At 66.8% G+C, this 26,299-nt stretch carries 11 protein-coding genes and 1 pseudogene; 3 read left to right on the top strand and 9 right to left on the bottom strand.

What is annotated here, in order from left to right:
• Positions 1-47: 47 nt before the first annotated feature.
• From NLR35_RS22860 to NLR35_RS22835, 6 genes are all read right to left on the bottom strand, one after another.
• The gene (locus NLR35_RS22860) at positions 48-1,493 is read right to left on the bottom strand and encodes a CapA family protein (protein WP_257168783.1); all 1,446 of its coding nucleotides are present in this window, start codon (positions 1,491-1,493) and stop codon (positions 48-50) included.
• Positions 1,472-4,300: a DUF3160 domain-containing protein gene (locus NLR35_RS22855; RefSeq protein ID WP_257168782.1), complete on the bottom strand. Its 2,829-nt coding sequence runs from the start codon at positions 4,298-4,300 to the stop codon at positions 1,472-1,474. The genes NLR35_RS22860 and NLR35_RS22855 overlap by 22 nt, the downstream gene beginning before the upstream one ends.
• Positions 4,301-4,443: 143 nt before the next feature.
• The gene (locus NLR35_RS22850; protein WP_257168781.1) at positions 4,444-5,994 is read right to left on the bottom strand and encodes an outer membrane protein; all 1,551 of its coding nucleotides are present in this window, start codon (positions 5,992-5,994) and stop codon (positions 4,444-4,446) included.
• Between the two features lie 824 nt (positions 5,995-6,818).
• Positions 6,819-7,799, bottom strand: a complete 981-nt coding sequence (locus tag NLR35_RS22845; protein ID WP_257168780.1) for a catalase family peroxidase — start codon at positions 7,797-7,799, stop codon at positions 6,819-6,821.
• Positions 7,800-7,913: 114 nt separating this feature from the next.
• The gene (locus tag NLR35_RS22840; RefSeq protein WP_257168779.1) at positions 7,914-8,300 is read right to left on the bottom strand and encodes a VOC family protein; all 387 of its coding nucleotides are present in this window, start codon (positions 8,298-8,300) and stop codon (positions 7,914-7,916) included.
• Positions 8,301-8,477: 177 nt separating this feature from the next.
• Positions 8,478-9,122, bottom strand: a complete 645-nt coding sequence (locus tag NLR35_RS22835) for a histidine phosphatase family protein (protein ID WP_257168778.1) — start codon at positions 9,120-9,122, stop codon at positions 8,478-8,480.
• Positions 9,123-9,842: 720 nt separating this feature from the next.
• Between NLR35_RS22835 and NLR35_RS22830 the strand changes: the two genes are divergently transcribed.
• The 3 genes from NLR35_RS22830 (at position 9,843) to NLR35_RS22820 (ending at position 11,519) form a co-directional block, all read left to right on the top strand.
• The gene (locus NLR35_RS22830) at positions 9,843-10,346 is read left to right on the top strand and encodes a helix-turn-helix domain-containing protein (protein WP_257168777.1); all 504 of its coding nucleotides are present in this window, start codon (positions 9,843-9,845) and stop codon (positions 10,344-10,346) included.
• Between the two features lie 15 nt (positions 10,347-10,361).
• Entirely contained in the window at positions 10,362-10,580 is a 219-nt protein-coding gene (locus tag NLR35_RS22825; RefSeq protein ID WP_257168776.1) for a hypothetical protein, read from the top strand.
• 87 nt (positions 10,581-10,667) lie between these two features.
• Positions 10,668-11,519, top strand: coding sequence for a TIGR02391 family protein (locus tag NLR35_RS22820; RefSeq protein ID WP_257168775.1), 852 nt, complete (start codon positions 10,668-10,670; stop codon positions 11,517-11,519).
• 842 nt (positions 11,520-12,361) lie between these two features.
• Here the strand turns inward: NLR35_RS22820 and NLR35_RS22815 are convergent.
• From NLR35_RS22815 to NLR35_RS22805, 3 genes and pseudogenes are all read right to left on the bottom strand, one after another.
• A complete protein-coding gene (locus NLR35_RS22815; protein WP_257168774.1) occupies positions 12,362-13,813 on the bottom strand; it encodes an MATE family efflux transporter in 1,452 nt (483 codons plus the stop codon).
• The gene (locus NLR35_RS22810) at positions 13,810-19,854 is read right to left on the bottom strand and encodes a non-ribosomal peptide synthetase (protein ID WP_257168773.1); all 6,045 of its coding nucleotides are present in this window, start codon (positions 19,852-19,854) and stop codon (positions 13,810-13,812) included. Before NLR35_RS22810 ends, NLR35_RS22815 begins: the two co-directional genes overlap by 4 nt.
• Before the next feature lie 15 nt (positions 19,855-19,869).
• A pseudogene (locus NLR35_RS22805) lies at positions 19,870-26,292 on the bottom strand (non-ribosomal peptide synthetase); the annotation flags it as partial.
• Positions 26,293-26,299: the final 7 nt, after the last annotated feature.

Here is a 26,299-nt window from a genome sequence, read left to right as displayed (position 1 = left end):
CAGATCGCTGTCGCCGCGACGATGCGATCCAAGCCGCGGATGCCTGCTCAGCCGCCGAGGTCGAAGCGCCCCGCGCAACGCGCCGCAAGCGCGTCGTCGTTCACGCCGGTGAAGCCGAAGCCGTTCCAGGCATAGACCTGCGTCCGCGTGGCTGACGGCTTCGCCGTATCCAGCATGATGAAGGAATCGCCGCGATGCAGGGCGCACAGATAGGATTGCCCGGCGTCATCGGCGATCAGCACCGCATCGAGCAGCGGCCAGGCCAGCGCCGAGCCGCGCCATTTCGCCACCAGGCCATGGGCGGTGACCTCGTAGACGTAGGGCCGCGGGCCGTCCTCGCCGTCGATCGGCGAGGCATGGCGCTCGAGCGTGAACAGCAGCGGCGGCTGATCGGCCACGAGACGTCCGGCCTCGGCTGACAGCAGCGCGCGCGGCGGCGTGCGCCAGCGGTTCGCCTCGCCGCGGCCTTCGAGCACGAGCCGGTCCGAGGCGATCTCACCGTCGCGGATCCAGGGACCGATCGCCTGGCCCGCCACGCGCAGCGGCGCGTTTGCCTTGACGGGGCATTGCGCGAGCGTAGCCGGTGGCTGGTCCTGCGCCGCCGCCCAGGCGGGATAGGCCGAGCCATCGGGCGTCCTGGTCGGCAGACCGCCGCAGGTCAGTCGATCGCCCTTGATCTCGCAATCAGCGATCAGGCCGCGCTTGGTCTGCGGATATTTCTGGTCGAACACGTGGTTGCCGAGCGAGTAGAACACCGGCTTGCCGTCGACGCAGGCCGGCGGCTGCACGACATGCGGATGCGCGCCGATGATCAGGTCGGCGCCCTGCGCGACCAGCCATTTTGCCGCGGCCTCCTGCTCCGGCACCACCCAGTCGGCAAGCTCCTTGCCCCAATGCACCGAGACGATCACCCAGTCTCCCAGCGCGCGCGCCAGCCGCAGCTGCTGCGCCACCTGCCAGGACGGGACGCGGTCGATCTGGCCGTCGCGGCCAGCAACGAGATTGAGGCTGATCAGCGCCAGCGTGCGGCCACCCACCTTGGCGAAGGCCGGAGACTCCGCCGAGCCGATCGCGCCGAGCCCGGCGGCCTGCAGCGCCTCGCGCGTCGCCTTGCGCCCGGCGGCGCCGAGATCGCTCGAATGATTGTTGGCGATGCCGAGCGCCGTGAAGCCGGCGTCCTTGAGCAGCGGCACGAGGTGCGGATCGACCGCGAAGCACAGCTCCTTCGGCGCATCGCACGCGTCGGCTCCGCCGACCGTGCCCTCGAAATTGCCGACGACGAGATCGGCGCTCCGCAGCACGTCGCGCAGGCCATGCCACGGCGACAGGCCGCCCCGCGCGGCAATCTCCCGCGCCACCTGGCGCGACAGCATGATGTCGCCGGTGAACAGCAGCCGCGCTGTATCGGCATCCGCCGCCTGTGCCGCCGCCACGCCGGCCAACGTGAGCAGCAGCGCCAGCAGGGCACGCATCACGGCTGACGCGCCGGACACGACAGCGCGTTCGCGGAGAGATGCCGCGCGACCCAGTCCGGCCGTGGCTGCGCATCGACCATCTTGCGCCACTGGGCATCATCGAGCGGCTGCGGCGAGGCAAACTCGTAGTAGGAGTAGACGCCGCCCTTGACGATCTCCGAGCGGCCGTTGTGCGGAACGATCTGGTCCCATTCGAGCGGCCGGCCGACGCCGAGCTCGCGCGTTCCCCCTGGCGCGTCGGCGACGTCGACCACCTTCATCATCGGATCGGGGTTGGACAGCGCATATTGCGGGTTCGACAGGCTGGAGAAGATCAGGAAATTGTGCTCGGCGGCCCGGCCGACATATTGGATGAGCTTGTAGTCCTCGGCACTCAGCGTCTCGCCTTTCAACTCCTTCTCGGCGATACGCTGATATTTCCGGATGTTGTCGCGAGACTCGGTCAGGCGGCGGATGATGCCGTCGCGCAGCCGCCCGCTGGCTGCGGGATCCGCCGCGATCGTGCGGCTGTCCCGCACCATCGCGATGGTGGACTCGAACAGATCGGCGATCGCCGCGAAGCTCGCGGGATCGGGCTCGACATAGCCGCGCGGCGGCTGCATCAGGATCGCCTCGAAGCCGCCCTCGCCGCATTCGGCCACGGTCTTGTCGTTGACCAGCACCGTGGCGTGGCGCAGCGTCGCCCAGGAAGCGAGGCCCGTCTGCAGGCGCTTGGCGTTCCACACCGGCCCCGCGACCTCCGATGTCGTCGTGCTGTCGGCCCATTGCGTGGCCAGCGCCGCGATCCAGGCATCGTAGAGACCGCTGCGCGATTTGCCGCCGGCAGCTGCAAAGCGCTGCCGCACCGCCGCGATGCGGTTGCCGAGATTGGGATAGCTCGCGATGTCGCGGCTGAGCAACTCGCCCGCCAATCGGTTGCCGGCGATGGCGGCGAAGTCGAGACCCGACGGCAACAGGCGCGAGCCACCGTCGCGGGATTTGATGCGCTCGGCCTCCGGCCGCTCGGCATGATCGACGACATTGTCGAGCGCCTCATTGTCCCAGCCCCAGGACAGCGGAAACAGCCGCGTGCCGCGCGTGTCCGGATGCGAGGCGATCGTCGAGGCGGCGCCGCCCCAGACCAGATCGAGCCGCGACGAGGCGATGAACGGCCGGTACACCGCGATCCAGTCCGTCGCAGCCTTGCCGACGGCCGCATCGAGGCCACGCAGCATCGCGGTGTCCTCGGCCGACAGCGGCAGCGCACTGAGGTAGCGCACCGCGCCGAAATAGCGCTTCTGCGCATCGGTCGTGTAGTGCCCGCGCGGCTTGAACTGCGCAAAGTCGAGCGGCCCCTCGAGCGCCAGCGACTGCTCCGAGCCGCGGGCCGCCACGATCAGGCGCGCTTCCGCATTGGACTCGCTGCGACCTTCGAGCACCGCATGCGCCGCGGCGAACGCCTTGGCCATGCGGCTGCCCGGATGGCGCTTGGCAAGCTCCGCATCGGCAGCGGCGACGAAGCGCGCGAAGGCAGGTCCCGCCTGCTCGCGCTCGAGGATGATGAACAGCCCGTCGAACGCCGCGCTGTACAATTCCCAGAACAGGTCGGTCGTGACGAAATAAGGCCGCGTCGGCACCCGCGTGTCGGGCGCGCCGCATTGATAGGATTCGGTGTCGTAGAGCTTGAACAGCTGATCCATCGCCGGCAGCGGCCGGAACAAGGCGCGATCGCGCAGGAAGGCCTGCTGGTCGGCCGCGCTCTCCATGTACATCCAGGCATTGGCGACATCGGCCAGCGGCACCGAGATCGGCAGATAGCGCAGGCTCCTGGTGGTCCCGCTCGCGGTCAGCGCGATGACGCCGCGGCCGTCCGGCATCTGCGACGGCACGGAATCGAGCTTGTAGTCGCCGAGCGCCGGCTGGTCGGAGCCGTCGATCAGGCCCTTGATGCGGACGCCGGGCTGACCCGGCTGCCAGTCGATCGTGGCGATGCCGTTCGGCGTGTAGGTCAGCGTATGGCCGCAATCGCGGCCGAACGGCACGCTCTTGCCCCAATTGTCGGCATCGTAGCTGAGCTTGTGCAGGCACTTCTTCTGGTCTTCCCAGATCAGCTGATTGCCGGCCGGATGGAACTGCAGCGGCAGCGCCGAGGGAGCGATGGTCGTGTTCGGCGTCTCGTCGTCGTCCTTCTTGCCGCCATCGCGCTGCGGCCCGACCACGGTGTACAGCCCCTTGCCGGTCTCGGTGACCGTACGCAAGGCGTAAGCGCCGCTTGAGAGCTTCTCGCCGAAGAACAGGCGCAGCACCGGCGCCTTCTCGCCGTTGACCTCATACGGCCGCGGACCGACCACGAGCCGCCGCAACGACGCCACGCTGGAATACACCGTCTGCGCCGTGAAGCTCGCCGCCCTGGCGTCGAGCTTGAGGATCTGCGATCCGCGATCGCTCGTCGCCAGCAGGAACACCGCCTTGCCCTGCGGATGCCAGGTGATCGAGGCGAGCCGCGTCTGCGCCGGCACGTCGATCCGGCGCGAGAAGCCATCCGGACCGAACGCCCAGAACGCCACCTGCTGGCGCCGCGCGGCATCCTCGACGATCACCGCCACCTCGCTGCCGGTCGGCGAGGCCTCATAGTCGCGCAAGGAGAGCCCCGCCGGCAGATCGAATGCGACAGCCTGACCGGGCGACCGCGCCACCACGGTCTGCTCCTCGTCATAGGCGAACGGCCCCTGATACGGCTCGCTCGGCGCCGCCGCCTCGTCCACGAGCGGCGCCTGCGCGCGGGCGCCGGACATCGCGAGCAGGATGGCGCAGCCGGCCAGCAGCGCATGTGAGACGATCTTCATCCGGTTCTCCGTGGACGACTGGACCCTTTTGTCCCTGCGCGCCGTCGAAACGTTCAATACCAGACGGCGCACGCGAAACAAAAAGGCCGCCCGGGGATGACCGGGCGGCCTCTCGTCTTGCAGGATGGTGTCCGATCCGTCCCTCAGCGTCCGCCGCGCGACAGCATCTCGAACCGGTAATTCACACCGATCATCGCCGTGTGGAGCTGCGTCTTCTGGCTGACCACGTTCGGACCGCCGGTGATCGCCGCAGCTCCGGGCAGCGTGCCGGTGGCCGTGCCGAAATCGGCGTAGTCATATTCGGCGAACGCCGACCAGTTGCGCGCGAACATCCACTCGACGCCGGCGCCGACCGTCCAGCCGCTGCGGTTGAAGGCAACGCTGGCGGACTGTCCGGTGGCGGTGTTGGTGACCGCCACGTTGGTGCGCGTCCACGCCGCGCCGCCGCGGACATAAGCGAGGATCTCCGGCGTGACCAGATAGCCGGCGCGAAGCGTGGCCGTATAGAGGTTGCTGGTGCGCGTGCTCAGCGTCAGCCCGGGCGCGAGCGGATTGGTCACGTTGATGTTGCCGAGATCGGCCATCGCCTGGATGCCGACGACGAAGCGGTCGAGCTGATAGTCGCAGCCGAGTTGCAGGCCGCCGACGACATCGCTGCCATTGCTGGAGATGGCGGTCGGGATCTGCACGGCCGCGACCGGCAGCGGCGCGATATTCCCGCCACCGACCACGGGCGGATTCTGGACAGGAGGATTCTGCACAGGCGGATTCTGGACCGGCGGGTTGTTGTTGCCCTGCGGCGGCGGCTTCTGTCCGCCGCCATCCTTCGGCGGCGGATTCTTCGGCGGCCAGCCCGGCTTGTCCGGATGATACGGCCATCCGTTGTTGCCGTGCTGCTCCCAATGATCCTTGTCGGGCTTGCCGCCATAGCCGCCCTTGCCGTCATCATTGTCTTTCGGCTTGCCGCCCCAGCCGTAGCCGCCGCCATGCTTGTCGTCGTCGTGATGATCCGGCTTCATCCAGGCGTAGCTGTCATATCCGCCCTTCGCCGGCTGCTTCGACCAGCCGTAAGAGACGGGCTTGTCGGCATCATCCTTCTTGCCACCGAAGCTGCCGCCCTTCTTGTCGTCGTCCTTGTCGTGGTGCAGCCAGGCAGAGCGGTCGGAATAGCCGTTCGAGTGCAGCTGCGACCAGCCGCCCGACTTGTCATGATCGTCGTCGTGATGCTTGCCGAACCAGTTGTCGCTGTATTTGACGTCCTTGTAGTTGTCGTTCTTATCCTTGTCGTTCTTGTACGACGCCTGCGCCGGCCAGGACGACTTGTTGTCGCCGCCTTTCGATCCGACCTGCGGCCAATGATGGTCACCATCGTGACCGGGCTTGTAGGACGGTTTGCCGTTCGCCCAGTCGTGGTCCTTGTCGCCGTGATAGGGCTTGCCGGGCTGCCACCAGCCCTTGTCGTTGCGCTCACAGATCGGGGGCTTGCCCGGCGGCTTCGGCGGCGGCTTCCATCCGCCGTTGTTCCCGCCAGGGTTGTTCGGCGGCGGCGGGTTCGGCGCCGGATTTGCAACCACCGGCGGCTTCACCACGGGCGGGTTGTTGGCGTTGCCGGCCGGCTGTGGCGCAGGCTGCGCGGGCGCAGGCGCGGCATTGGCGAGCTGGCTCCAGGTCTGCTGCTGACGCGACCACGCCATGCCGGCGTTGGCGCCGGCGTGGCAGCCACTCCACCTGTAGGCGAAGACGTCCGGCGGCGGGAGCGGGGGAGGCAGGGCGAGATCAGTCGCCCAGACCGATGTCGTAGGACCTGCGAAAGTCGATAGGCAAAGACACACGCCAAATACGCGACGCATCGAACTCATAACTCCTGAACACGTGCCGCAACAAACGACGGCCGCATCAGGAGGGTCAGATTGTGTCGCGATCTGAATTGAAAAATGTCATTGCTGCGGAATGCGGATCGCGACGATGCGCCGTTAACAATTCCGTTTTGACTGTTGCATCGAAGATGCAGAATTCAGGCGAAAACCAGCGATGCCCGACATGATTACGTCGCAGAGTGCGCCGCTGCCGGAATCGTTCGTCGACGAACGAAGACGCTGCGCGTCGCGGCGAGATGCGGATGCATCCTTTGTCATAGGCAGTTTCGCGACTCGACAGCGAAGCGGCGACAAGCGGTGCGGGGCGAACTACTCGTCTTGGTTGCTGGCGGCCATGTCGCAGTCGCGATGAGATCAATGTGCCCTCTGCGCGACACGCGACGGCGCTCTGGTGACGCTCATCGGCAACGCCGCGCCATGATCATACCGGCGCGCGTCGCCATCGATCGGGACAAAGAATGGCGCAGCCGCGCCGCAATGAGATCGACTATGGCGAGAGCCGAGCGATCTCGCGGCCAAGGCTCGCAGAGGCGGCCGCAATGCGATCACATTGCATCCGTCGGCGGATCGCGCCGCGCGCGCTCCGCAGCAAGCGGCCGCAAGCGCGCACGACGTTTACGTCATGCGCGCTGCTGCAGGACTCACGGATTGCGCCGGGAGAAGGAGACCGCGTAGGCGCCGTTGCGGATGTCGATCATCGGATCGTCCGACGCCTCGATGCCGTCGGTGAGCTGGCCCGGCAGGAACAAGAGCTTCTTCTGCGCGGCGTCGCTGTCGGCGACCGCCTTGTCGATCGTCAGCACGCCGAGCTCGACGAGCTTGCGATCCTCCGGCCACGGCTTCGCCGGATCCTTGGTGTCGTCGCCGGCGGACGCAAGCTGCGCCTTGAAGCGGAATTCGACCTTCCCCTGCTTCAGCCGCTCCGGCAGCTCGGCCATCAGGAAGTCCGGCGCGCGCTTCGCCGCCTCCGCCTTGTCGAGATGCACGACCTTCTCCGGCAGCATCTGCCAGCGTACGGCCTGCTTGGCGCCGGCCTTGTTGACGAGCACGAAGGCGTTGACGCCGAAATAGGCCTCGTTGGCAAAGCTGTCGGGCGTCGCGATGGTGCCGAGCGCCGCCGGCACCGAGGGATGGCTGCCGATGAACTGCTCGAGCTTGGTCGGCTTCGCCGCATTCGGCCCGGAGTCGGCGATCGCCAGGAACAGGTCGCGCAGCTCCGCCGCCGTCGAGACCGGGAAGAACTTCAGCGAGTTGATCACGAGGTCCACGTCGCTGCCGTCGGCGAGATGAAACTTCACCGCCATGCCGTGCGGATTGGCGTCGTCGGATCCGTCGGGCAGGTTCGGCACGCCGGTGGAGTCCGAGAAGCGGACCGTCACCGGAATCTCGCCGCCGCTGAACAGCGCCGCCTTGCTCAAGCCTGCGGCCTCGGCCGACGGCTTGAACTTGCCCTCGACCACCACGCCCTTGGCGTGATTGGCGCGGAAGCCGGCATGGACGCCGAACACCTTGTTCATGGCATTGACGACCTGCTCCTCGATCGGCGCGTCCTGCGCGAGGGCTAGGGTGGGCATGGCGAGGGCGAACCCGGCCAGCACGGCTGCGAGTCGACGTGTCATCATCGGCGGCATCTCCTGTTGAGGCGATGCAGCATAGCAGTCTCGATGGACGCGAGAGCGACTTTCGTGGCCGCAGGCCGGCGATGCCTGGCCCACCATCCCGCGAGTTCCCGTCGCTCAGGGCGCCGCCGCCGCGCTGACCGTGACAAAGTAGCCGTCGGGATCGCGCAGCGAGAACTCCATCGTGCCTGTGTTGGGATTGCGATGCGGCTCCTCGTCGAGCGCCGCGGCAAGCCGCCGCGCGCGCTGCAAGGCGTCGTCGAAGCCATCGAGCCGGAAGAACAGCAGCAGCCCGTTGCCGGGTGCCGCCGCATGCGGCGACGTCAGCGATGGGTGCTCGTGCGCGCCCCAGGCGTGACAACACAGCAGCACGGTGCCGTCACCTGCGATGACCTGCCCGAACTCCTCATGCGCCGGCCTGGTCTGTTGCAGGCCCAGCAGCGTTTGATACCAGGCGATGCTGCGCGCCACGTCGGCCACACCGATGATCGTCCACAGGCGCATGCGATGGTCCTCCCTGGGCCTGCCGCGGCTTGCGGCAACAGCCACACGATCCCTTCCGATCGATGCGCGTCCGCCTCGGCGCGTGACCGCGCCCCGACACCAGCAGTGCAGACGCGCGAGGCGGCCAGCCCGGCGATCGCCCATCGGCCCGTTCGCCTCAGCGCCGCGCCGCCGCGCTCAATGGACCGCCGCGGCCAGCTCCGTCCATGCCGTCGCCGGAACGCGGGCGACGAGCCGGGTGCCGCCCTTGCCGTCCGGCTGGAACACCGACGCCTCGCCCTCGCGCACGTCCGACCAGCCGGCGCCGAACGCGTCGACGAGGTTCGGCTTGTGCGACACCAGCACGACATTGCCGCCGGCCGGCGGCGCGGTGGCCACGAGCCTGCGCAGCGCCTGCGCGCGCCGCTCATTATCCTCAGCCGAGCTCTCCTGCCCGCTCTCGGCCAGATCGCCGGTCGTGCCGACCTCGCCGAGGCCGAACAGTCTGCCGGTATCGACGGCGCGCTGCACCGTGCTGGTGAGCACCTGGGCCACCGGGATCTTGAGCTTGCGCAGCGCCTCGCCGATCGCCTTGGCCTGCGCCCGCCCCTCGTCATTGAGCTGCCGCTGCGCCGGAACATTCGGCCGGCTCATCGAATCCACCTTGGCCGCCACCGCCACCGTCGCGCCATGGCGAAACACGATGACATGGCCCCCCGCCCGCAACTGCTCGACCAGCCCAGCCGGCAACGGCTCACTGCGGACACCACCGGGAAACAGCATCAGCGCGCCCAGCACGGCTGCCGGGAGCCGCGAGAAGCGAAACGATCTGCTGTGAAGCATGACACGTCCCTCCGGGATTGGCGGGCGAGACGTCTTGCCTCGGTTCAACGAGGCAAGCGCCTCTAGACCCCGTTACGGTCAAGCCGACTTTATCACACAACCGTCCCGCGAGCGCGCGACGGTCGCAGGAGATCGTGACAAGCTCTTGCCGCTCCGGGCGGCCGAGGCAGCGACGACGAGACCGCCAACGCGCTGCACGGCCCCAGCCCCCCCAAGTCTTCGGGCCACGGCCCGCACCACTGCGCGGCGCCCACCTCTCCCGCAGCAACGTCGTGCGAAGACGACGCTGGCCAATGTGGTGGGATCGGCGCGGGTTTTAGGGCCGCTGAATTTGCAGGTGCGGCTACAATAGTGTGTGGAGTTCTACTTCGTTTGCCACAGTGAACTTTGATCTAGTCAGGCTCAATGAGATTAGGACTTCATCGCACGACGCATAAGTATTCTGCGCACTGTCAACGTCGTTCCAGAAATAATAAGTCGGTATTGTACCCGCCCTTTCGCGGGGGCGGCGGGCGTCGGAACAGAGGATCGCTGCCGACACATCGCCCATGCAGCGACAGAGCGGCGAGGCGCTCGCGCTACGGTAACTAAACACCTTTTAGAGACGACACACCTCAGAGGTCAGCGAAAAACCGTCATTTTTGTCGTTTAATATAAAAGAAAACTATCCGACATCCCGTTTTTTTGAGTAGAAAACGGTATTGATCGAGACAAGGCGACATGACCAACACCGACACCAGCGCGGAGCCGCTACGGCAGAGTCGCGTCCGGGCCAAATGGGATTTTGTGACAGACCCTGGCTTCCTAACGCTGCCCTATGTGCTGTTGCTCCATCAGTCAGACCTGAAGATCTCCAGCGAGCACCTAAACGTCCTTCTGAACTTCATCGCACACTGGCATTCTAACGGCCGGATGCCTCACCCGCGGACCAGCACCATCGCTAGCCGCATGGGCATCAGTCCCCGTTCGGTTCAGCGCGCGGTGTCTTGGCTTATCGAGAACGGCTTCCTCGCCAAGGCGCCTCGCCTGCACAGGAACGACGTCCAGCAGTACGATATGGCGCCGCTGGTCGAGAAGCTGAAGCCCTACGCCTGGGCACGCATCAAATACATCCAGGAAAAGGATTTCGAGCGCGTGCTGGATGACAACATCCAGATCGCGATGCGGAGGACTGCTAAAGATATGTTCGGTGAAGCGGTGAAGAAGTTGGCCGACGAGCTATAGGAGTCAGCGTGACGCATGATTGCCGAGGTACCCAAAAGACCTAAAGCGGATCCCGCTGAATCAGACTTCAGTCAGGTGATGGCGCATGGCCCAGCCCTATGCGCTGCCTATGGCCCACGTTTGGGCGCCATGATCATGGTGCTCGCCATAGCCAAGTCGCGGCGCGGCTCGCTCGGCGTCGTCACTACTATCGGCATTTTCTGCACCACACTCTACCAACTATTCGGCAAGTGACTACCCCTCACCAAGATCGTCGCATGTCGGCTTGAGAATGAACTCTGTGACATCATCGCGCCGCGTGGCGACTCTTTCGACGGACTAATGCTGGCCAAGAAGGTGGAAGCTAAGACTTCAAACTCTATCGGTTTGGACACCCCACGTCTCATCTACAGCTCTGGCTTCGCATACCGGCTACAGCTCCAAGAAAGGATCTCGCTCGTGTCCCTTCGTTCGCTTTTCCCCACCGCCGACGAGTTGCTTGCCGTCTCGACCGAGGACCTTGCCCCTATCCTGCTCAGGCTTGCTCAGGAACACATGCAAGGGGCTGGGTTCTGGCCGGACGGGATCATCAATGAAGATGCTCTTAAGCGCGACCAGAGTGGCTACCCCTTCCACAAGAAGGCGCAAGTCGAGCAGCACGTTAATGAAACTTGGGAATGCCTGAAGCGCGACGGCCTGATCGGGCCGTCGCCGGGCATGGACGGCCGCAACGGCTGGATGACAATTACAAAGGACGGACAAGCGGCGTTGAAAGGAGGCAATGCGATTGCATATGTTCGCGCCACTCGGTCCTTTTCAAAAGCGCTGCTGCATCCGTCGATAGCCGACCCGGTTTGGTCGGCCCTGATGCGTGGCGATCTCGACGATGCAGTGTTCAAGGCGTTTAAGGCCGTCGAAGTTGCCGTGCGGGAGGCGGCCCAGCTCGCGGCTACCGATATTGGCGTCGACCTGATGCGCAAGGCCTTCGATCCAGAGAAAGGCCGGCTTGCACGTGCGACGCACCCGACGGCGGAGCGTCAGGCCCTGAGTCACCTTTTCGCGGGGGCGATCGGGTCCTACAAGAACCCGCATTCGCATCGTACGGTAAACCTCACCGACCCTCGCGAGGCCTGGGAACAGGTTATGCTAGCAACACACCTGTTGGGCATTGTGGACACTAGGCGCGGTCCCTGATCGCTCGCTCTCTTGTGATCCGTACGCGCCGCTTGGCATCGCGGTAACAGCGCGCTCAGCATCAGAGCATAACTTAGAAGGTCCGATTTGCTCCAGACTTTCGTCGACCTAAACGAGCGTTTCCGAAGTACTGGCACACGGATCGTGTAACCCCGGCTGCCATGGTCTGCGAAAGCGGACGATCCAGTACGCCGTGACACCTCGGTGAATCTCTTCTGCCGCAGAGTAGTGGATACCCCTTTCGCGGAGCATGACAACGGTGGAGGTGGCGAGAACTCTACCCGGAAACGACCGGTTCTAGGAAACGCTCGTCTAGTGCCACCCCATGCCCCCAAACTGCCCGTCGTGCCAATCTGCCGCATTCCGTCGGGCAAATCCGGCCTTGCGTCGTCGGGCAAATCAGATCGATCCTCCTCGCCGTCTCCTGCTCGCTGAAGGGGCGTTTCGCGATCGTCACGGACCGTGGAGCGGGAGATGCGGTGGCCGCCTGGGGTCGCAGTGCGCGTTTCGCGTGCGGACGAACGAACCCCAAGCGGACGGTCAAGCCGTGTGGTCCCGACACCCCGATGCTGGTGTCTTGGTCGGTCACGATGCCGATGACGGGGGCAAGCAAGCCCGGTCCCCTGGGAGAGCACGGAGCAGCCGTTAAATCCACCGCGCAGGGAAGGCCGGTTGTTCGGCCAATCCTGTGGTGACTGCCGCCTGCTTTTCTTTCTGCAGGCGGGCCATGGGTGCGGCCTGCACCCGGCCTTCCCTGCGCCCTTCTCTTACAAGGGCGTACCTGCCAGCAAAGCTCGGACGCAATAGCGCGCCGCGAGGCTGCGGAGACGCGTGCGGTCTCGTCAGCGTTCGGTGCGAGGTGTCCAGATCAGGCTGAAATAAGTGAGCTGCGCCAGCAGGGCCACGGCGAAGCCGGCCGGATAGCCGAGCCAGACGCCGTCGAGGCCCGCGGCGCCGGAGCAGAGATAGGCGACGGGCACTTGAACCAGCCAGATTCCGGAGAGCGCGATGACCGTGGGCCACGCCACCGTTCCCGACGCCCGCATCACGCCGACGATCACGTCGGCTAGTCCCACCAGGACGTAGCTCCACAGCATGAGCTTCAGGGCGCGCTCCGCCATTTCCAGGGTCGCAGCATCGGTGACGAACCAGGACAGGATCGTCTCCGCGAACAACAACAGCCCCGCGACGCTGACGGCGCCGACCAGGACGTTCATGACCCCAGCGGATCGCACCACCCGATGGAGCTGTCCGAACTGCCTCGCGCCGATCGACTGCGCCGCGATGACGGTCGCGGCGAGGCCCACGGCCTGCATCGGCGCGAGCAGATATCCGATCACCTGGTTGACCGCGCCATACGCCGCCGTCGCGCTCGACCCGAACGAATTGACCAGCGTGATCACCGCGACCTCGGCCAGCGACGCCACCATGGTCTGCACGCCGCCGGGAATGCCGAGGCCGAAGAACGGCCCGACGAGCTTGCGGTCGATCCGCAGCCGCCGGATCAGCTCGCTGCCGAGCGCCATGGGATGCCCCTGCCGGCGCAGCAGCATCACGAGGACCGGCAGCGCGACGGCGCAGGCGGCGATGTTGGCCAGGGGGGCGCTGGTGACGCCGCATCTCGGCAATCCGCCCCACCCCAGGATCAGGGCCGGCGTCAGCAGCATGGAGGTGCCGAAATACACGGCCATCACGATCAGCGGCGTCTTCGCATCGCCCGTGCCGCGCAGAAGAAACGCATAGGCGAACAGCAATGTCACGGGCGGCAGGGAAAGGAACGTGACGTGCGCATAGTCGATGGCCGATGCGATGATATCGGGCGGCGTGGCCATCAGCCCGAGCAGCGCGGGCGCGAAGCCATAGCCGGTGGCGGCGATCGCCACGCTGAGGCAGACGCAGACGCACAGCGTGGTGCCCGCGGCCGTCCTGACCCCATCGGAATCGTCAGCGCCATGCGCCCGCGCCACGAGAACGATGCCGCCGGAGATCAGGCCGATCAGAAACGAGACCAGCAGAAAGAAGATCGGAAAGAACACCGAGGCGACCGCGAGCGCGGAACCGCCGAGCAGCTGGCCGAAATAGATCGCGGTGACCGTTCCCGACAGCAATTGCAGCGCCGCGCTCGCCGATTGCGGAATCGCGAAGCGCGCCAGCGGCCACCACAGCGACGGCGGCGCCGCTGCGCCCGTGGCGATCGGCTCCTCCTCCGGCACGATGTCAGCGACAGCCTCCCCCGTGGCGGCCGCAGCGAAGCTGCGGGGCCGCATACCCTGTGCCTCGCGATGGCCGGTCATCGCGCATCCGCATATGCCGCGTCCGTCACTGTCCCCGTGAATGGGGCGCGCGGCGTTGCGGCGGAGGGCCGTTGGCCCGGCCACAGATCGGCAAGCCGTCGTTCGGGATCGGCTGTGATCGCGAGCATCAGCTCGACGACATCGTCGAGCAGGCGCGCGACGGCATCCGCGTCGAACCGCCGCCGGCCGAAGATCAGGCGGAAGCTCATGCAGCTGTCGACGGAGGCCACGAGGCACAGCGGAAAATCGATGCCCGCCTCGACGCTCTCGAACGACACGACGTTGATGTCATCAGGCGCGGTCGCCTCCCCGGGGGTGAGCGCATGACCGGTCGGATAGTTCTCGAACACGACGACCGACTCGAACAGCCGTTGATCGCCCGGCAGATCGAGCCAGCCGCAGATATCACTCATCCGGCAGCGGTCGTGCATCTGCTCGTCCGCCTGCCGCGCCTGCAGATCCGCAAGCCAGTCCGACAGACGCATCTCGGGCGCGAGGCTCACCCGCCGCGGCAGCGTGTTGGTGCACAGCCCGACGATCTGCTCGACTCCAGCGACATCCGCCGGCCGGACGGCCGTGGTCATGCCGAACACCACATCGCCGCCGGTGTTGGCGTGGCGGGCCAGCGCCAGGCTCCAGGCGCCTTGGACCAGCGTATTCGTGGTGAGCCGCAGCGCTTGAGCAGCGGTCTGGATCTTGGCCGTCAAGCGCTCGAGAATGCGCGCCTGCACCTCGCCGGCCGCGTCCGCACTCACCTGCGCGTTGCCGCTGATGAGGTCGAGCCGGTCGGGAAGCGCCGCGCCGCGCAAGCGGCTGGTCCAGAACTCGCGGCTGAGCCCGGCATTCGCCGCGCCCTGCCAGGACAGGAAGTCGCGATACGACGACGGCGCAGGCAACGACGCCGGCCGCATCAGGCGCGCGGCCTGATAGAGCTCCAGCAGCTCGCGCAGCACGAGCGGCACGGACCAGCCGTCCAGCAGGATGTGGTGGAAGCTCAGCACCAGCGTGTGGCGGGTGCGCGACTGGCGCAGCAGCGACGCGCGCAGCACGTCGCCGCCGGCGAGGTCGAAGCCGGCCTTTCTGTCCTGGAGCAGCAACGCCTCCAATTGCGCGTCGTCGTCGTCCTGCAACAGCTCCGCCCCATCGATGAAGCGCCATCGCGGATCGGGTGTCCGCCGCACGATCTGGACCGGTCTCTCGCCGTCATCCGGGAATGCCACCCGCAGCGCGCCGTGCCGTGCGATCAGGCCACGCCACGCCGTCGCGAGCGCGCCGGCATCGAGCTCGCCGTCGAGCGTCAATTGCAGCTGCTCGTGATAGGCGATGCTGTCCGGCGCGCGGCGCGCATGGGTCAGCATGATCTGCTGCATCGGACCGAGCGGCCAGACGTCCTCCAGATCGGGGTAGCGCTGCTGCAGGCTGGCGAGCCTGGATTCGTCGAGCGCAACCAATGGAAAATCGGAGCGCGTGAACCGGCTCCGCTCGCATGCGCGGCAATGCGCGATCAATCCCTTCAGCGCCGCACTGAAGCGATCTGCCAGATCTGCAATCGAAGCCCGGTCGTGCGCCTCCGGCCACCAGCGCCACTCCACCAGCAACTTGCCGCCTCGGATCACCGACACCGCCTCGATCAGGTGTTCGCGTTCGCGCTCCGCGGCAATCGCGGGACCGGTGTCCTCCGAGGCCGCACCCCACCCGGCCGCGCCGCGCTCGTCGAACCGTCCGAGATAGTTGAAGCTGATCGACGCCCGCGGCACGTCTTGCAGGATCTTTGCCGTGTCCTGATTCAGGTAGCGCAACAGGCCCCAGCCGATGCCGCCATCCGGCACGTCCCGAAGGTGGTCCTTGATCCGCCTGAGCACCACGCCCGCCGCGGGCCCGCCATGGATGGCTTCAGTGAGGTCGATTTGGCTGACATCGAGCCGCACCGGAAACATCGTGGTGAACCAGCCGACGGTGCGCGACAGATCGATGGTCGGGAAGATGCTTTCGCGGCCATGCCCTTCGAGATCGACGAGGCTGACGGTCTCGTTGCCGCCGCGCGCGGCGCGCCAATCCGCCAAGGCGATCGCGAGCGCCGCCAGCAGGGCGTCGTTGATGCGGCTGTGATAGGCTTTCGGCACCACGGTCAGCAGCGCCTGGGTGTCGTCAGCAGGCAGGTCGATCGTCAGGGAGAAAGTGTCGCCATAGGTCGCGAGGCGCGTGCCCGTGGCGCGGTCGACGGGCAGGGCCGGAGCGTCTCGACAAATCGACGTCCAGAGGTCGAGCTGCTGCACGATCCCGGGGGCGTGCGCATGGTCGGCCAGCCGCGTGGCCCAGCGACCAAACGATGTCGTCTTCGGCGGCAGGTTGACGGCTTCGCCGCGCGCGAGCTGCTCATAGGCGGCCATCAGGTCCTCGACGAGGATGCGCCAGGAGACGCCGTCAACGACCAGATGATGGATGACGACCAGCAGGCGTCCCGGCGTGTCGGCGCCGAAATCGAACCAGGCGACGGCGACGAGCCGGCCCGTCGAGGGATCGAGGCTGTTCTGAAGCGTGGCTGCGGCGGCGTGCAGCTGCTCTATTCGGATCTCCGGCGCGAGCTCGGCCACGTCGACATGCGTGACCGTGACGGCGACGTCTGCGACGGGGCGCGGCTCCTGCCGCCAGCCGGACTCATCGCGCAGGAAGCGGCTGCGCAACGCATCATGATGGATGAGGAGCGACGCCAGCGCGCGTTCGAGCCGAGCCGGCTTGATGTCCGGCGGCACCTGCAGCAGCGCGGATTGGTTGAAGTGATGGATGGGCCCTGATCCTTCGACGAACCAGCGCTGAATCGGCGTCAGCGGCGAAGGCTGCAGCGGATCGTCGGGCTCGGCCGAAGCCTGCGAGGCCACCGCCGCCTGCGCCAGCGCGGCGACGGTCTGATGCTGGAAGATCTGCCGCGGGGTGATCGCAATGCCCGCCCCGCGCGCGCGCGACACCAGCTGCATCGACTGAATGGAGTCGCCGCCGAGCTCGAAGAAGTTGTCGTGGATGCCGACACGTTCGAGGCCGAGCAGATCGGCGAATAGGCCGGCGATCACGGTCTCGACGGGATTGCGTGGCAGCTGGCCGTCACTATCACCCCGACGCTCCGGCGCCGGCAGCGCATTGCGATCGAGCTTGCCGTTCGGCGTCAGCGGCAGAGAGTTGAGGACAACGATTGCAGAGGGAACCATGTAGTCCGGCAAGCTCTGCTGCAACTGCCGGCGTAGTGTGTCGATATCAACAACCGCGTCCGGCTGCGCCACCACATACGCCACCAGCCGCTTGCTGCCGCCATCCTCACGCAGCACCACCGCCGCCTGCGCGACACCGGCTTGCGCCGTCAGCGCCGCCTCGATCTCGCCGAGCTCGATGCGGAAGCCCCGCAGCTTCACCTGGTGGTCGAGCCGCCCGAGATAGTCCAGCACGCCATCGCCCCGCCAGCGCGCAAGGTCTCCGGTCCGATACAGCCGCTCCCCCCTGGCGAACGGGCTCGGCACGAACCGCTCCGCCGTCAGCGACGGCCGATGCAGATAGCCGCGCGCGAGGCCCGCGCCGCCGATGTAGAGCTCGCCGGCCACACCGACCGGAACAGGCTCGAGCTGCGCATCCAGCACATAAGTACGCGTGTTCGGCAGGGCGCGCCCGATCGGCGGACGCCCCTCTTCACCGCAACGATGCACGGTCGTGCAGACGCTCGACTCAGTCGGACCATAGGCGTTGAACACAGCGCGGCCCGCGAGCCACGGCCGCAGCAGCTCCGCCGTGCAGGCCTCGCCGCCGGCGATCAGGATCTTCAAGTCCGGCAACGGGGACCGAGGCAACGCCGCCAAGGCCGCCGGCGGCAGCAGCACCGCCGTCACCCGCTGCCTCTGAAGCAACTCACGCAGCGGCTCGCCCGGCATCAGGTCGTGCTGGGCCGCCAGCACCAGGGCCGCGCCGACCCGCCAGCTCATCACCAGATCCCACACCGCCGCATCGAAGCTGATCGAGGCGAACTGCAGGATGCGATCGCCGGCCGTGAGCGGCAACTGAGCGAGCTGCGCATCCGCGAGGTTCATGATGCCGCGATGCGACGTCATCACCCCCTTCGGCCGTCCGGTCGAACCGGAGGTGTAGATCACGTAGGCGAGATGGTCGGCATCACAGGACATGAGCGGGGCCGTGTCCGGCTGCTGGGCGATCTCCGCAGCGTCAGCTTCGAGCTGCACCACGATGGCATCAGTCTGCGGCAGGCGTTCGCGCACCGCCGCCTGCGTCACCAGCACGGTGACCTTAGCATCCCCCAGCATATAGGCCAGCCGCTCCGCCGGATAACGCGGGTCGAACGGCAGATAGGCGCCACCCGCCTTGAGGATGCCGAGCACGCCGACCACCATCTCGAGCGACCGCTCGACGCACAGCCCGACGATCACGTCGGGACCGACGCCGAGGCCCTGCAGGTGATGCGCCAGCTGATTGGCCTGCCGCTCCAGCGCGCCATAGCTGAGCTCCTCGTCCTCCATCACCACCGCGAGCGCGGCCGGGTCGCGCGCGGCCTGCTCGGCGAACAACTCATGCAGGCAACGGTCCTGCGCATAGGCGGCATGACGACCGCTCCACGATTCCAGCTGCTGCCGCTCGGCAGCGCTCAGCAGGCTCAGGTCGGACAGACGCACATCCGGTCGCGCCGCGATCTCGTGAAGCAGCCGGACGAAGTGGTCCGCAAGCCGCGCAATGGTCGCCGCATCGAACAGATCGGTGGCATAGGTCAGCGTGGCCTGCAGCCCGCCATCGACCTCGCTCATCGCCAGCTCGAGATCGAACTTCGCCGTCACCGCCTCTGCCTCGAACGGCTCCAGCGTCAGCCCGGGCAGACCATTCACGCGCTGCGGCATGTTCTGCAGCGCGAACACCACCTGGAAGATCGGCTCACGACTGAGATCGCGGACCGGATGCAGCGCCTCCACCAGCTTCTCGAACGGCAGGTCCTGATGCGCATAGGCATCCAGCGCGGTCGCCTTCATCTGCCGCAACACGTCCCGGAACGTCGACGAACCCGAGAAGTCGCAGCGCAACGCCAGCATGTTGACGAAGAAGCCGATCAGCCGCTCGGTCTCGATCCGCGTCCGGCCTGCGACCGGTGTGCCAACCACGACGTCGTGCTGCCCGCTCCAGCGCGACAGCAGCACGTCGAAGGCGGCCAACAGCACCATGAACAGCGTCGCGCCGTCCTGCCGCGCCAGTCGCGTCAGCGCCGCCGTGCAGGCTTGATCGACGGCAAACCGATGCACCGCGCCGCGGAAGCTCGGCACCGCCGGCCGCGGCCGGTCGGTCGCCAGCTCGATGCTGCCTGGGGCACCGGCGAGCTGCGCCGTCCAATACTCCAGCTGCCGTTGCAGCGCCGTCTCTTCCAGCCAGCGCCGCTGCCATACCGCGTAGTCGGCATATTGGATCGGCAGCTCCGGCAATGGCGACGGCCGTCCGGCGCAGAGCGCCGCATACAGCGTCTCGATCTCGCCGACCAGCACACCCATCGACCAGCCGTCCGACACGATGTGATGCATCGACAGCGCCAGCACATGCATGTCCGGCGCCAGCTGCAGCAGCGCCACGCGCAGCAGCCGGTCCTGCGACAGATCGAACGGCTGCTGCATCCACGCCGCCAGCCGCTGCCGCGCCACCTCCTCGGTCGCGACCACGTCCGGCGAGAGCACGACCGGCCAAGGCGGATCGATCACCTGCACCGCGCTCTCATCGCGCAGCGCGAACCGCGTGCGCAGGATTTCATGCCGCCGGACCACTTCGCTCAACGCCGCCGAAAGCGCATCGACGTCCAGCTTTCCAGTCAGCCGCACCGCTGCGGAAACCGTGTAGCTGCTTCCCGACAGACCAAGCTGCTCCACAAACCACAACCGCTCCTGTGCATGAGACAGCGGCGCTTCTGTTTCGCCAAGACGCGGGAGGGCGGGCGGGCCGGGCTGGCGGCCCGTCGCGGCTGCTGCGAGCCAGCGTTGCAGCAGCTCACGTCTCAAGGTCGCAATGTCGGTCATCTCTGGTGCTCCGGATCAGGCCGCGGATTCGGTGCGCTGGATGTCGATCTCATCCAGGTTCTGCAGGGCCGCTTCAATCTCGTCCGAGGACATCGCCTCGATCTCGCTCTCAAGCGCTTGCTCGGTATGCTCCGCAAGACCCGCCACCGTTGGGGCCGTGAAGATCAGCCGCACTGGCAGGGCAATGCCGAGCGTGGCGCGCAGGCGCTCCAGCACTTGCATGGCGAGCAGCGAATGACCGCCGAGCTCGAAGAAGTTGTCGTGGATGCCGACACGTTCGAGGCCGAGGAGGTCGGCGAACAGGCCGGCGATCACGGTCTCGACGGGGTTGCGCGGCAGCTGGCCGTCACTATCACCCCGCCGCTCCGGCGCCGGCAGCGCATTGCGATCGAGCTTGCCGTTCGGCGTCAGCGGCAGAGAGTTGAGGACAACGATTGCAGAGGGAACCATGTAGTCCGGCAAGCTCTGCTGCAACTGCCGGCGCAGCGTGTCGCTATCAACAGCCGCGTCCGGCTGCGCCACCACGTAGCCCACAAGCCGCTTGCTGCCGCCATCCTCACGCAGCACCACCGCCGCCTGCGCGACGCCGGCTTGCGCCGTCAGCGCCGCCTCGATCTCGCCGAGCTCGATGCGGAAGCCGCGCAGCTTCACCTGGTGGTCGAGCCGGCCGAGATAGTCCAGCGCACCGTCCGCCCGCCAGCGCACAAGGTCTCCGGTCCGATACAGCCGCTCCCCCCTGGCGAACGGGCTCGGCACGAACCGCTCCGCCGTCAGCGACGGCCGATGCAGATAGCCGCGCGCGAGGCCCGCGCCGCCGATGTAGAGCTCGCCGGCCACACCGACCGGAACAGGCTCGAGCTGCGCATCCAGCACATAAGTACGCGTGTTCGGCAGGGCGCGCCCGATCGGCGGACGCCCCTCTTCACTGCAACGATGCACGGTCGTGCAGACGCTCGACTCGGTCGGACCATAGGCGTTGAACACAGCGCGGCCCGCCATCCACGGCCGCAGCAGCTCCGCCGTGCATGCCTCGCCGCCCGCGATCAGGATCTTCAGCTCCGGCAATGGAGCAACTGGCAAGGCAGTCAGCGCGGCCGGCGGCAGCAGCACCGCCGTCACCCGCTGTTGTTCGAGCAACTCACGCAACGGCTCGCCCGGCATCAGATGATGCTGGGCCGCCAGCACCAGGGCCGCGCCGACCCGCCAGCTCATCACCAGATCCCACACCGCCGCATCGAAGCTGATCGAGGCGAACTGCAGGATGCGATCGCCGGCCGTGAGCGGCAGCTGAGCGAGCTGCGCATCCGCGAGGTTCATGATGCCGCGATGCGACGTCATCACGCCCTTCGGCCGTCCGGTCGAACCGGAGGTGTAGATCACGTAGGCGAGATGGTCTGCATCGCAGCTGGTCGCCGGCGCCGTGTCCGGCTGTTGGGCGATCTCCGCCGCATCGGCTTCGAGCTGCACCACGATGGCATCGGTCGCTGGCAGGCATCCGATGACGGCACTCTGCGTCACCAGCACGGTCACCTTGGCATCCGCCAGCATATAGGCCAGCCGTTCCGGCGGATAACGCGGATCGAGCGGCAGATAGGCGCCTCCCGCCTTGAGGATGCCGAGTACACCCACCACCATGTCGAGCGATCGCTCCACGCACAGCCCGACGATCACGTCGGGACCGACACCGAGGCGCTGCAGGTGATGCGCCAGCTGATTGGCCCGCCGCTCCAGCGCGCCGTAACTGAGCTCCTCGTCCTCCATCACCACCGCGAGCGCGGCCGGATCGCGCGCGGCCTGCTCGGCGAACAACTCATGCAGGCAACGGTCCTGCGCATAGGCGGCATGACGACCGCTCCACGATTCCAGCTGCTGCCGCTCGGCGGCGCTCAGCAGGCTCAGGTCGGACAGACGCACATCCGGTCGCGCCGCGATCTCGTGAAGCAGCCGGACGAAGTGGTCCGCAAGCCGCGCGATGGTCGCGGCGTCGAACAGATCGGTGGCGTAGATCAGCGTGGCCTGCAGCCCGCCATCGACCTCGCTCATCGCCAGTTCGAGATCGAACTTGGCCGTCACCGCCTCCGCCTCGAACGGCTCCAGCCTCAGCCCGGGCAGACCATTCACGCGCTGCGGCATGTTCTGCAGCGCGAACACCACCTGGAAGATCGGCTCACGGCTGAGATCGCGGACCGGATGCAATGCCTCCACCAGCTTCTCGAATGGCAGGTCCTGATGCGCATAGGCGTCCAGCGCGGTCGCCTTCATCTGCCGCAACACATCCCGAAACGTCCGCGGACCCGAGAGGTCGCAGCGCAACGCCAGCATGTTGACGAAGAAGCCGATCAGCCGCTCGGTCTCGATCCGCGTCCGGCCTGCGACCGGCGTGCCTACCACGACGTCGTGCTGCCCGCTCCAGCGCGACAGCAGCACGTCGAAGGCCGCCACCAGCACCATGAACAGCGTCGCGCCGTCCTGCCGCGCCAGTCGCGTCAGCGCCGCCGTGCAGGCTTGATCGACCGCGAACCGATGCACCGCGCCGCGGAAGCTCGGCGCCGCCGGCCGCGGCCGGTCGGTCGCCAGCTCGATGCTGCCTGCGGCACCGGCGAGTTGCGCCGTCCAATACTCCAGCTGCCGCTGCAGCGCCGTCTCTTCCAGCCAGCGCCGCTGCCACACCGCGTAGTCGGCATATTGGATCGGCAGCTCCGGCAATGGCGACGGCCGTCCGGCGCAGAACGCCGCATACAGCGTCTCGATCTCGCCGACCAAGACGCCCATCGACCAGCCGTCCGACACGATGTGATGCATCGACAGCGCCAGCACATGCATGTCCGGCGACAGCTGCAGCAGCGCCACGCGCAGCAACCGGTCCTGCGACAGATCGAACGACTGCTGCATCCACGCCGCCAACCGCTGCCGCGCCACCTCGTCGGTCGCGACCACCTCCGGCGAGAGCACGACCGGCCAAGGCGGATCGATCACCTGCACCGCGCTCTCATCGCGCAGCGCGAACCGCGTGCGCAGGATCTCATGCCGCCGGACCACTTCGCTCAACGCCGCCGAAAGCGCATCGACGTCCAGCTTTCCAGTCAGCCGCACCGCTGCGGAGATGTTGTAACCGCCATTCGACAGCCCGAGTTGCTCCACGAACCACAACCGCTCCTGGCCATGCGAGATCGGCAGCGGCTGCTGTCTCGAAGCCGGCAGCAACGGAGATACCTTGATCTCCGTCGACGAGTTCAAGCGGTCGGCCAAGCCTGCGACCGTCGAGGCTTCGAACAGAGCTCGCAACGCGACCTGGACATTCAGCTCCTGCTGAGCTCGCGCGACGACCTGCGTCGCGAGCAAAGAATGGCCTCCGATCGCGAAAAAATCATCGTGGATGCCGACCCGATCCAGGCCGAGCACGTCGGCAAAGATGGACGCGAGAATCGTTTCGGCCTGGTTGCGTGGCGCCGCATAGCCGTTGGTCGAAGCGAGCTCCGGCGCCGGCAACGCGTTGCGATCGAGCTTGCCGTTCGGCGTCAGCGGCAGCGCCGCGAGCGGCACGATCGCGGAGGGCACCATGTAGTCCGGCAAATTCTTCCGTAACCCCTGGCGTATCGAATCCGCATCGAGCGCCGCGTCGTCGCGTGCCACGACATAGGCGACCAATCGGCGATCCCCGCCGTCCCCGCGCACGACGACCGCCGCCTGCTCCACGTCCGACACGGCCAGCAACGCCGACTCGATCTCCCCTAGCTCGATGCGGAAGCCGCGGATCTTGACCTGATGATCGATCCGGCCGAGATAATCGAGCGCGCCGACCGCGCTCCAGCGCGCCAGATCTCCGGTGCGATACAGCCTCTCACCCTGCCCGAACGGGCTCGGCACGAACCGCTCCGCCGTCAAGCCGGGACGGTGCAGATAGCCCCGCGCAAGGCCGGCGCCGCCAACGTACAGCTCTCCGGGCACGCCGACCGGGACCGGCTCCATGCGCGGATCAAGCACATAGGCCTGCAGATCAGGAATGGTCTGTCCAATCGCGCTTGCGATCGCGCCGATGTCGGCCTGCCGCACCGGCCGCCAGGTCACATGCACCGTGGTCTCGGTGATTCCGTACATATTGATCAGTTGCGGCGTAGCGTCGCCATGACGCTCGAACCACGGCGCCAGCTCGGCGAAGTTCAAGGCTTCGCCGCCGAAGATCACGGTGCGGAGTGCCAATGGCCTGGGCGTCTCTCGATCCGCACGGATCAATCCGGAAAAGGCCGACGGCGTCTGATTCAGCACGGTCACGCCTTCACGCGATAGCAGCGCATGAAAATCATCCGGCGAGCGGCTGATCCAGTACGGCACCACGACCAACCGGCCGCCCTTGAGCAGCGGGCCCCAGAGCTCCCAGACCGAGAAGTCAAAGGCGAGCGAATGAAACAGCGTCCAGACATCCTGCGCGCCGAAGCCGAACCAGGCATCCGTCGCCGCGAACAGCCTGGCCACGCTGGCATGGCTGATCAACGTTCCCTTCGGCCGTCCGGTCGAGCCCGACGTGTAGATCACATAGGCCAGATTGTCCGGATCGCGGGCGATCACCGGCGCCGTGTCGGACTGACGCGCGATCACCTCACCATCTGCTTCGAAGCGCACAATGACGGCGACCGTCGGCGGCATCCCCTCCATCAGCGCATCCTGCGCCAACAGCACGCCGGCTCCGGCATCATTCAGCATGCCGGCCAGCCGCTCCGGCGGATGGCTCGGGTCGAGCGGCAAGTAGGCGCTGCCCGCCTTGAGGATGCCGAGCACGCCCACCACCATCTCGATCGAGCGCTCGACATACAGCCCGACGATCACGTCCGGGCCGACGCCGAGCCGGCGCAGATGATGCGCCAGCTGGTTGGCGCGCTTGTCGAGCGCCGCGTAGCTCATCACCTGCTCGCCGCAGCTGACGGCCACCGCCTCCGGCGTGCGATCGGCCTGCAAGGCGAACAACTCGTGCAGGCAGTTCTGTGGGCGATACGCGGCCTTATCGCTGGCGCAAGCTATCAGCCCACGCCGCTCCTCTACGCTCAACGGCGAGATCGAACCGAGTTGTCGCGCAGGGTCCGCGATGATCTCGCCGAGCAGATGGCCGAGATGATCGATCATCCGCTCCATCGCGGCTGCCGCGAACCGTTCGGCATCATAGATGAGCTTGACCGCGACCGATCCCTCAATAACGATCTGCAGCGTCAACGGATAGCTCGTGCGTTCCATCGTCTGGACGTCGCTGATCCGGAGTTTCCGCGCAGCGTCCGCGCCCGCCGACATGTCCGCCGGATAGTTCTCATAGGCGACGATGCTTTCGAACAGAGCGGCTCCCTCGGCGAGCTCGCTCCAACGCTGCACCAGGGGCAGCGGACTATATTGATACTCCGTCAGCTCGCTCTGCCGCGTTTGTACCTCGCCCAGCCAATCCAGCACCGTCGCAGCGTGAGGCAATCCGACCCGCAGTGGCAAGGTGTTCACGAACAGCCCGACCGCACGCTCGACGTCTGCCAGCTCTGCCGGACGCCCCGATAGCGTGACGCCGAACACCACGTCCTCGGAGCCGCTGTAGCGGCCGAGCAAGAGCGCCCAGGCGCCTTGCACCAGCGTGTTGAGGGTCAGCCTGTGCTCTCGCGCGAAGTGTTCGAGCGCAGAGAAATCAACCTTCAAGTCGCGATGAAGCGCGGCGTAACGCTCACCACTGAATTGGTCCCGGGAAGGCCGGGCGAGGGTCAACGAGGCCGGCGTATCGAACCCGGCCAACCGCCTGCGCCAATACGCTTCCGCCTTGGCCATATCCTGCCGCTGCAGCCAGCCGATATAGTCCTTGAACGGCCGCACCTGAGACAGGGTCGGCGCCTCGCGCCGGCTCAACGCGGAATAGGCTGCAAACACCTCGTCGAGCAGCAGCGGCAGCGACCAGCCGTCGAGCACGATGTGGTGCACGTTCCACAACAGCCGGTGATCATCATCCCCGAGCCGGACCAGGCTTACGCGCATCAAGGGCGGCTTTGCGAAGTCGAAGCCGCGGTTGCGTTCGGACCGCTGCAGCTCGGCGAAGCGTCCGCCCTGCTCCGCCGCCGGCAGATGCTGCCAGTCCTCATAAGTGAAGGGCAACGCCGCTTCGCGCAGCACCACCTGGAGCGGCACGTCGAGGTCATGGCCGACGAACGCCGTGCGCAGCACGGAATGCCGCGCCACCACCAGCCGCCACGCCTGCTCAAAGGCCTCGCGATCGAGCGTACCCCGCAGCCGGCAGGCCAGCGAGATCACGTAGACCGCGGCATCCGGCTCATACAGGCTGTGGAACAACAATCCCCGCTGCAACGGCGATAGCGGATAGATGTCGGCCACTCGCCGCGCCCCGCCCACCGATGCGATCACGCGCTCGAGCGCATCCTGACCAACCCGGTTCTTGCTACGGTTTGCTTCCATATTCATGATCGAT

This window comes from Bradyrhizobium sp. SRS-191 (assembly GCF_024586915.1).
GTDB lineage: Bacteria > Pseudomonadota > Alphaproteobacteria > Rhizobiales > Xanthobacteraceae > Bradyrhizobium.
Note: the sequence above shows the minus strand (reverse complement) of the source record. Positions and strands in the feature narration are given on the sequence as shown.

What these genes read in the sequence shown, in the direction of transcription:
- NLR35_RS22855 (WP_257168782.1), bottom strand. Translation starts at nt 4,300, where the DNA reads ATGAAGATCGTCTCACATGCGCTGCTGGCCGGCTGCGCCATCCTGCTC.
- NLR35_RS22850 (WP_257168781.1), bottom strand. Translation starts at nt 5,994, where the DNA reads ATGGCGTGGTCGCGTCAGCAGCAGACCTGGAGCCAGCTCGCCAATGCC.
- NLR35_RS22845 (WP_257168780.1), bottom strand. Translation starts at nt 7,799, where the DNA reads ATGATGACACGTCGACTCGCAGCCGTGCTGGCCGGGTTCGCCCTCGCC.
- NLR35_RS22840 (WP_257168779.1), bottom strand. Translation starts at nt 8,300, where the DNA reads ATGCGCCTGTGGACGATCATCGGTGTGGCCGACGTGGCGCGCAGCATC.
- NLR35_RS22835 (WP_257168778.1), bottom strand. Translation starts at nt 9,122, where the DNA reads ATGCTTCACAGCAGATCGTTTCGCTTCTCGCGGCTCCCGGCAGCCGTG.
- NLR35_RS22830 (WP_257168777.1), top strand. Translation starts at nt 9,843, where the DNA reads ATGACCAACACCGACACCAGCGCGGAGCCGCTACGGCAGAGTCGCGTC.
- NLR35_RS22825 (WP_257168776.1), top strand. Translation starts at nt 10,362, where the DNA reads ATGATTGCCGAGGTACCCAAAAGACCTAAAGCGGATCCCGCTGAATCA.
- NLR35_RS22820 (WP_257168775.1), top strand. Translation starts at nt 10,668, where the DNA reads ATGCTGGCCAAGAAGGTGGAAGCTAAGACTTCAAACTCTATCGGTTTG.
- NLR35_RS22815 (WP_257168774.1), bottom strand. Translation starts at nt 13,813, where the DNA reads ATGACCGGCCATCGCGAGGCACAGGGTATGCGGCCCCGCAGCTTCGCT.
- NLR35_RS22810 (WP_257168773.1), bottom strand. Translation starts at nt 19,854, where the DNA reads ATGACCGACATTGCGACCTTGAGACGTGAGCTGCTGCAACGCTGGCTC.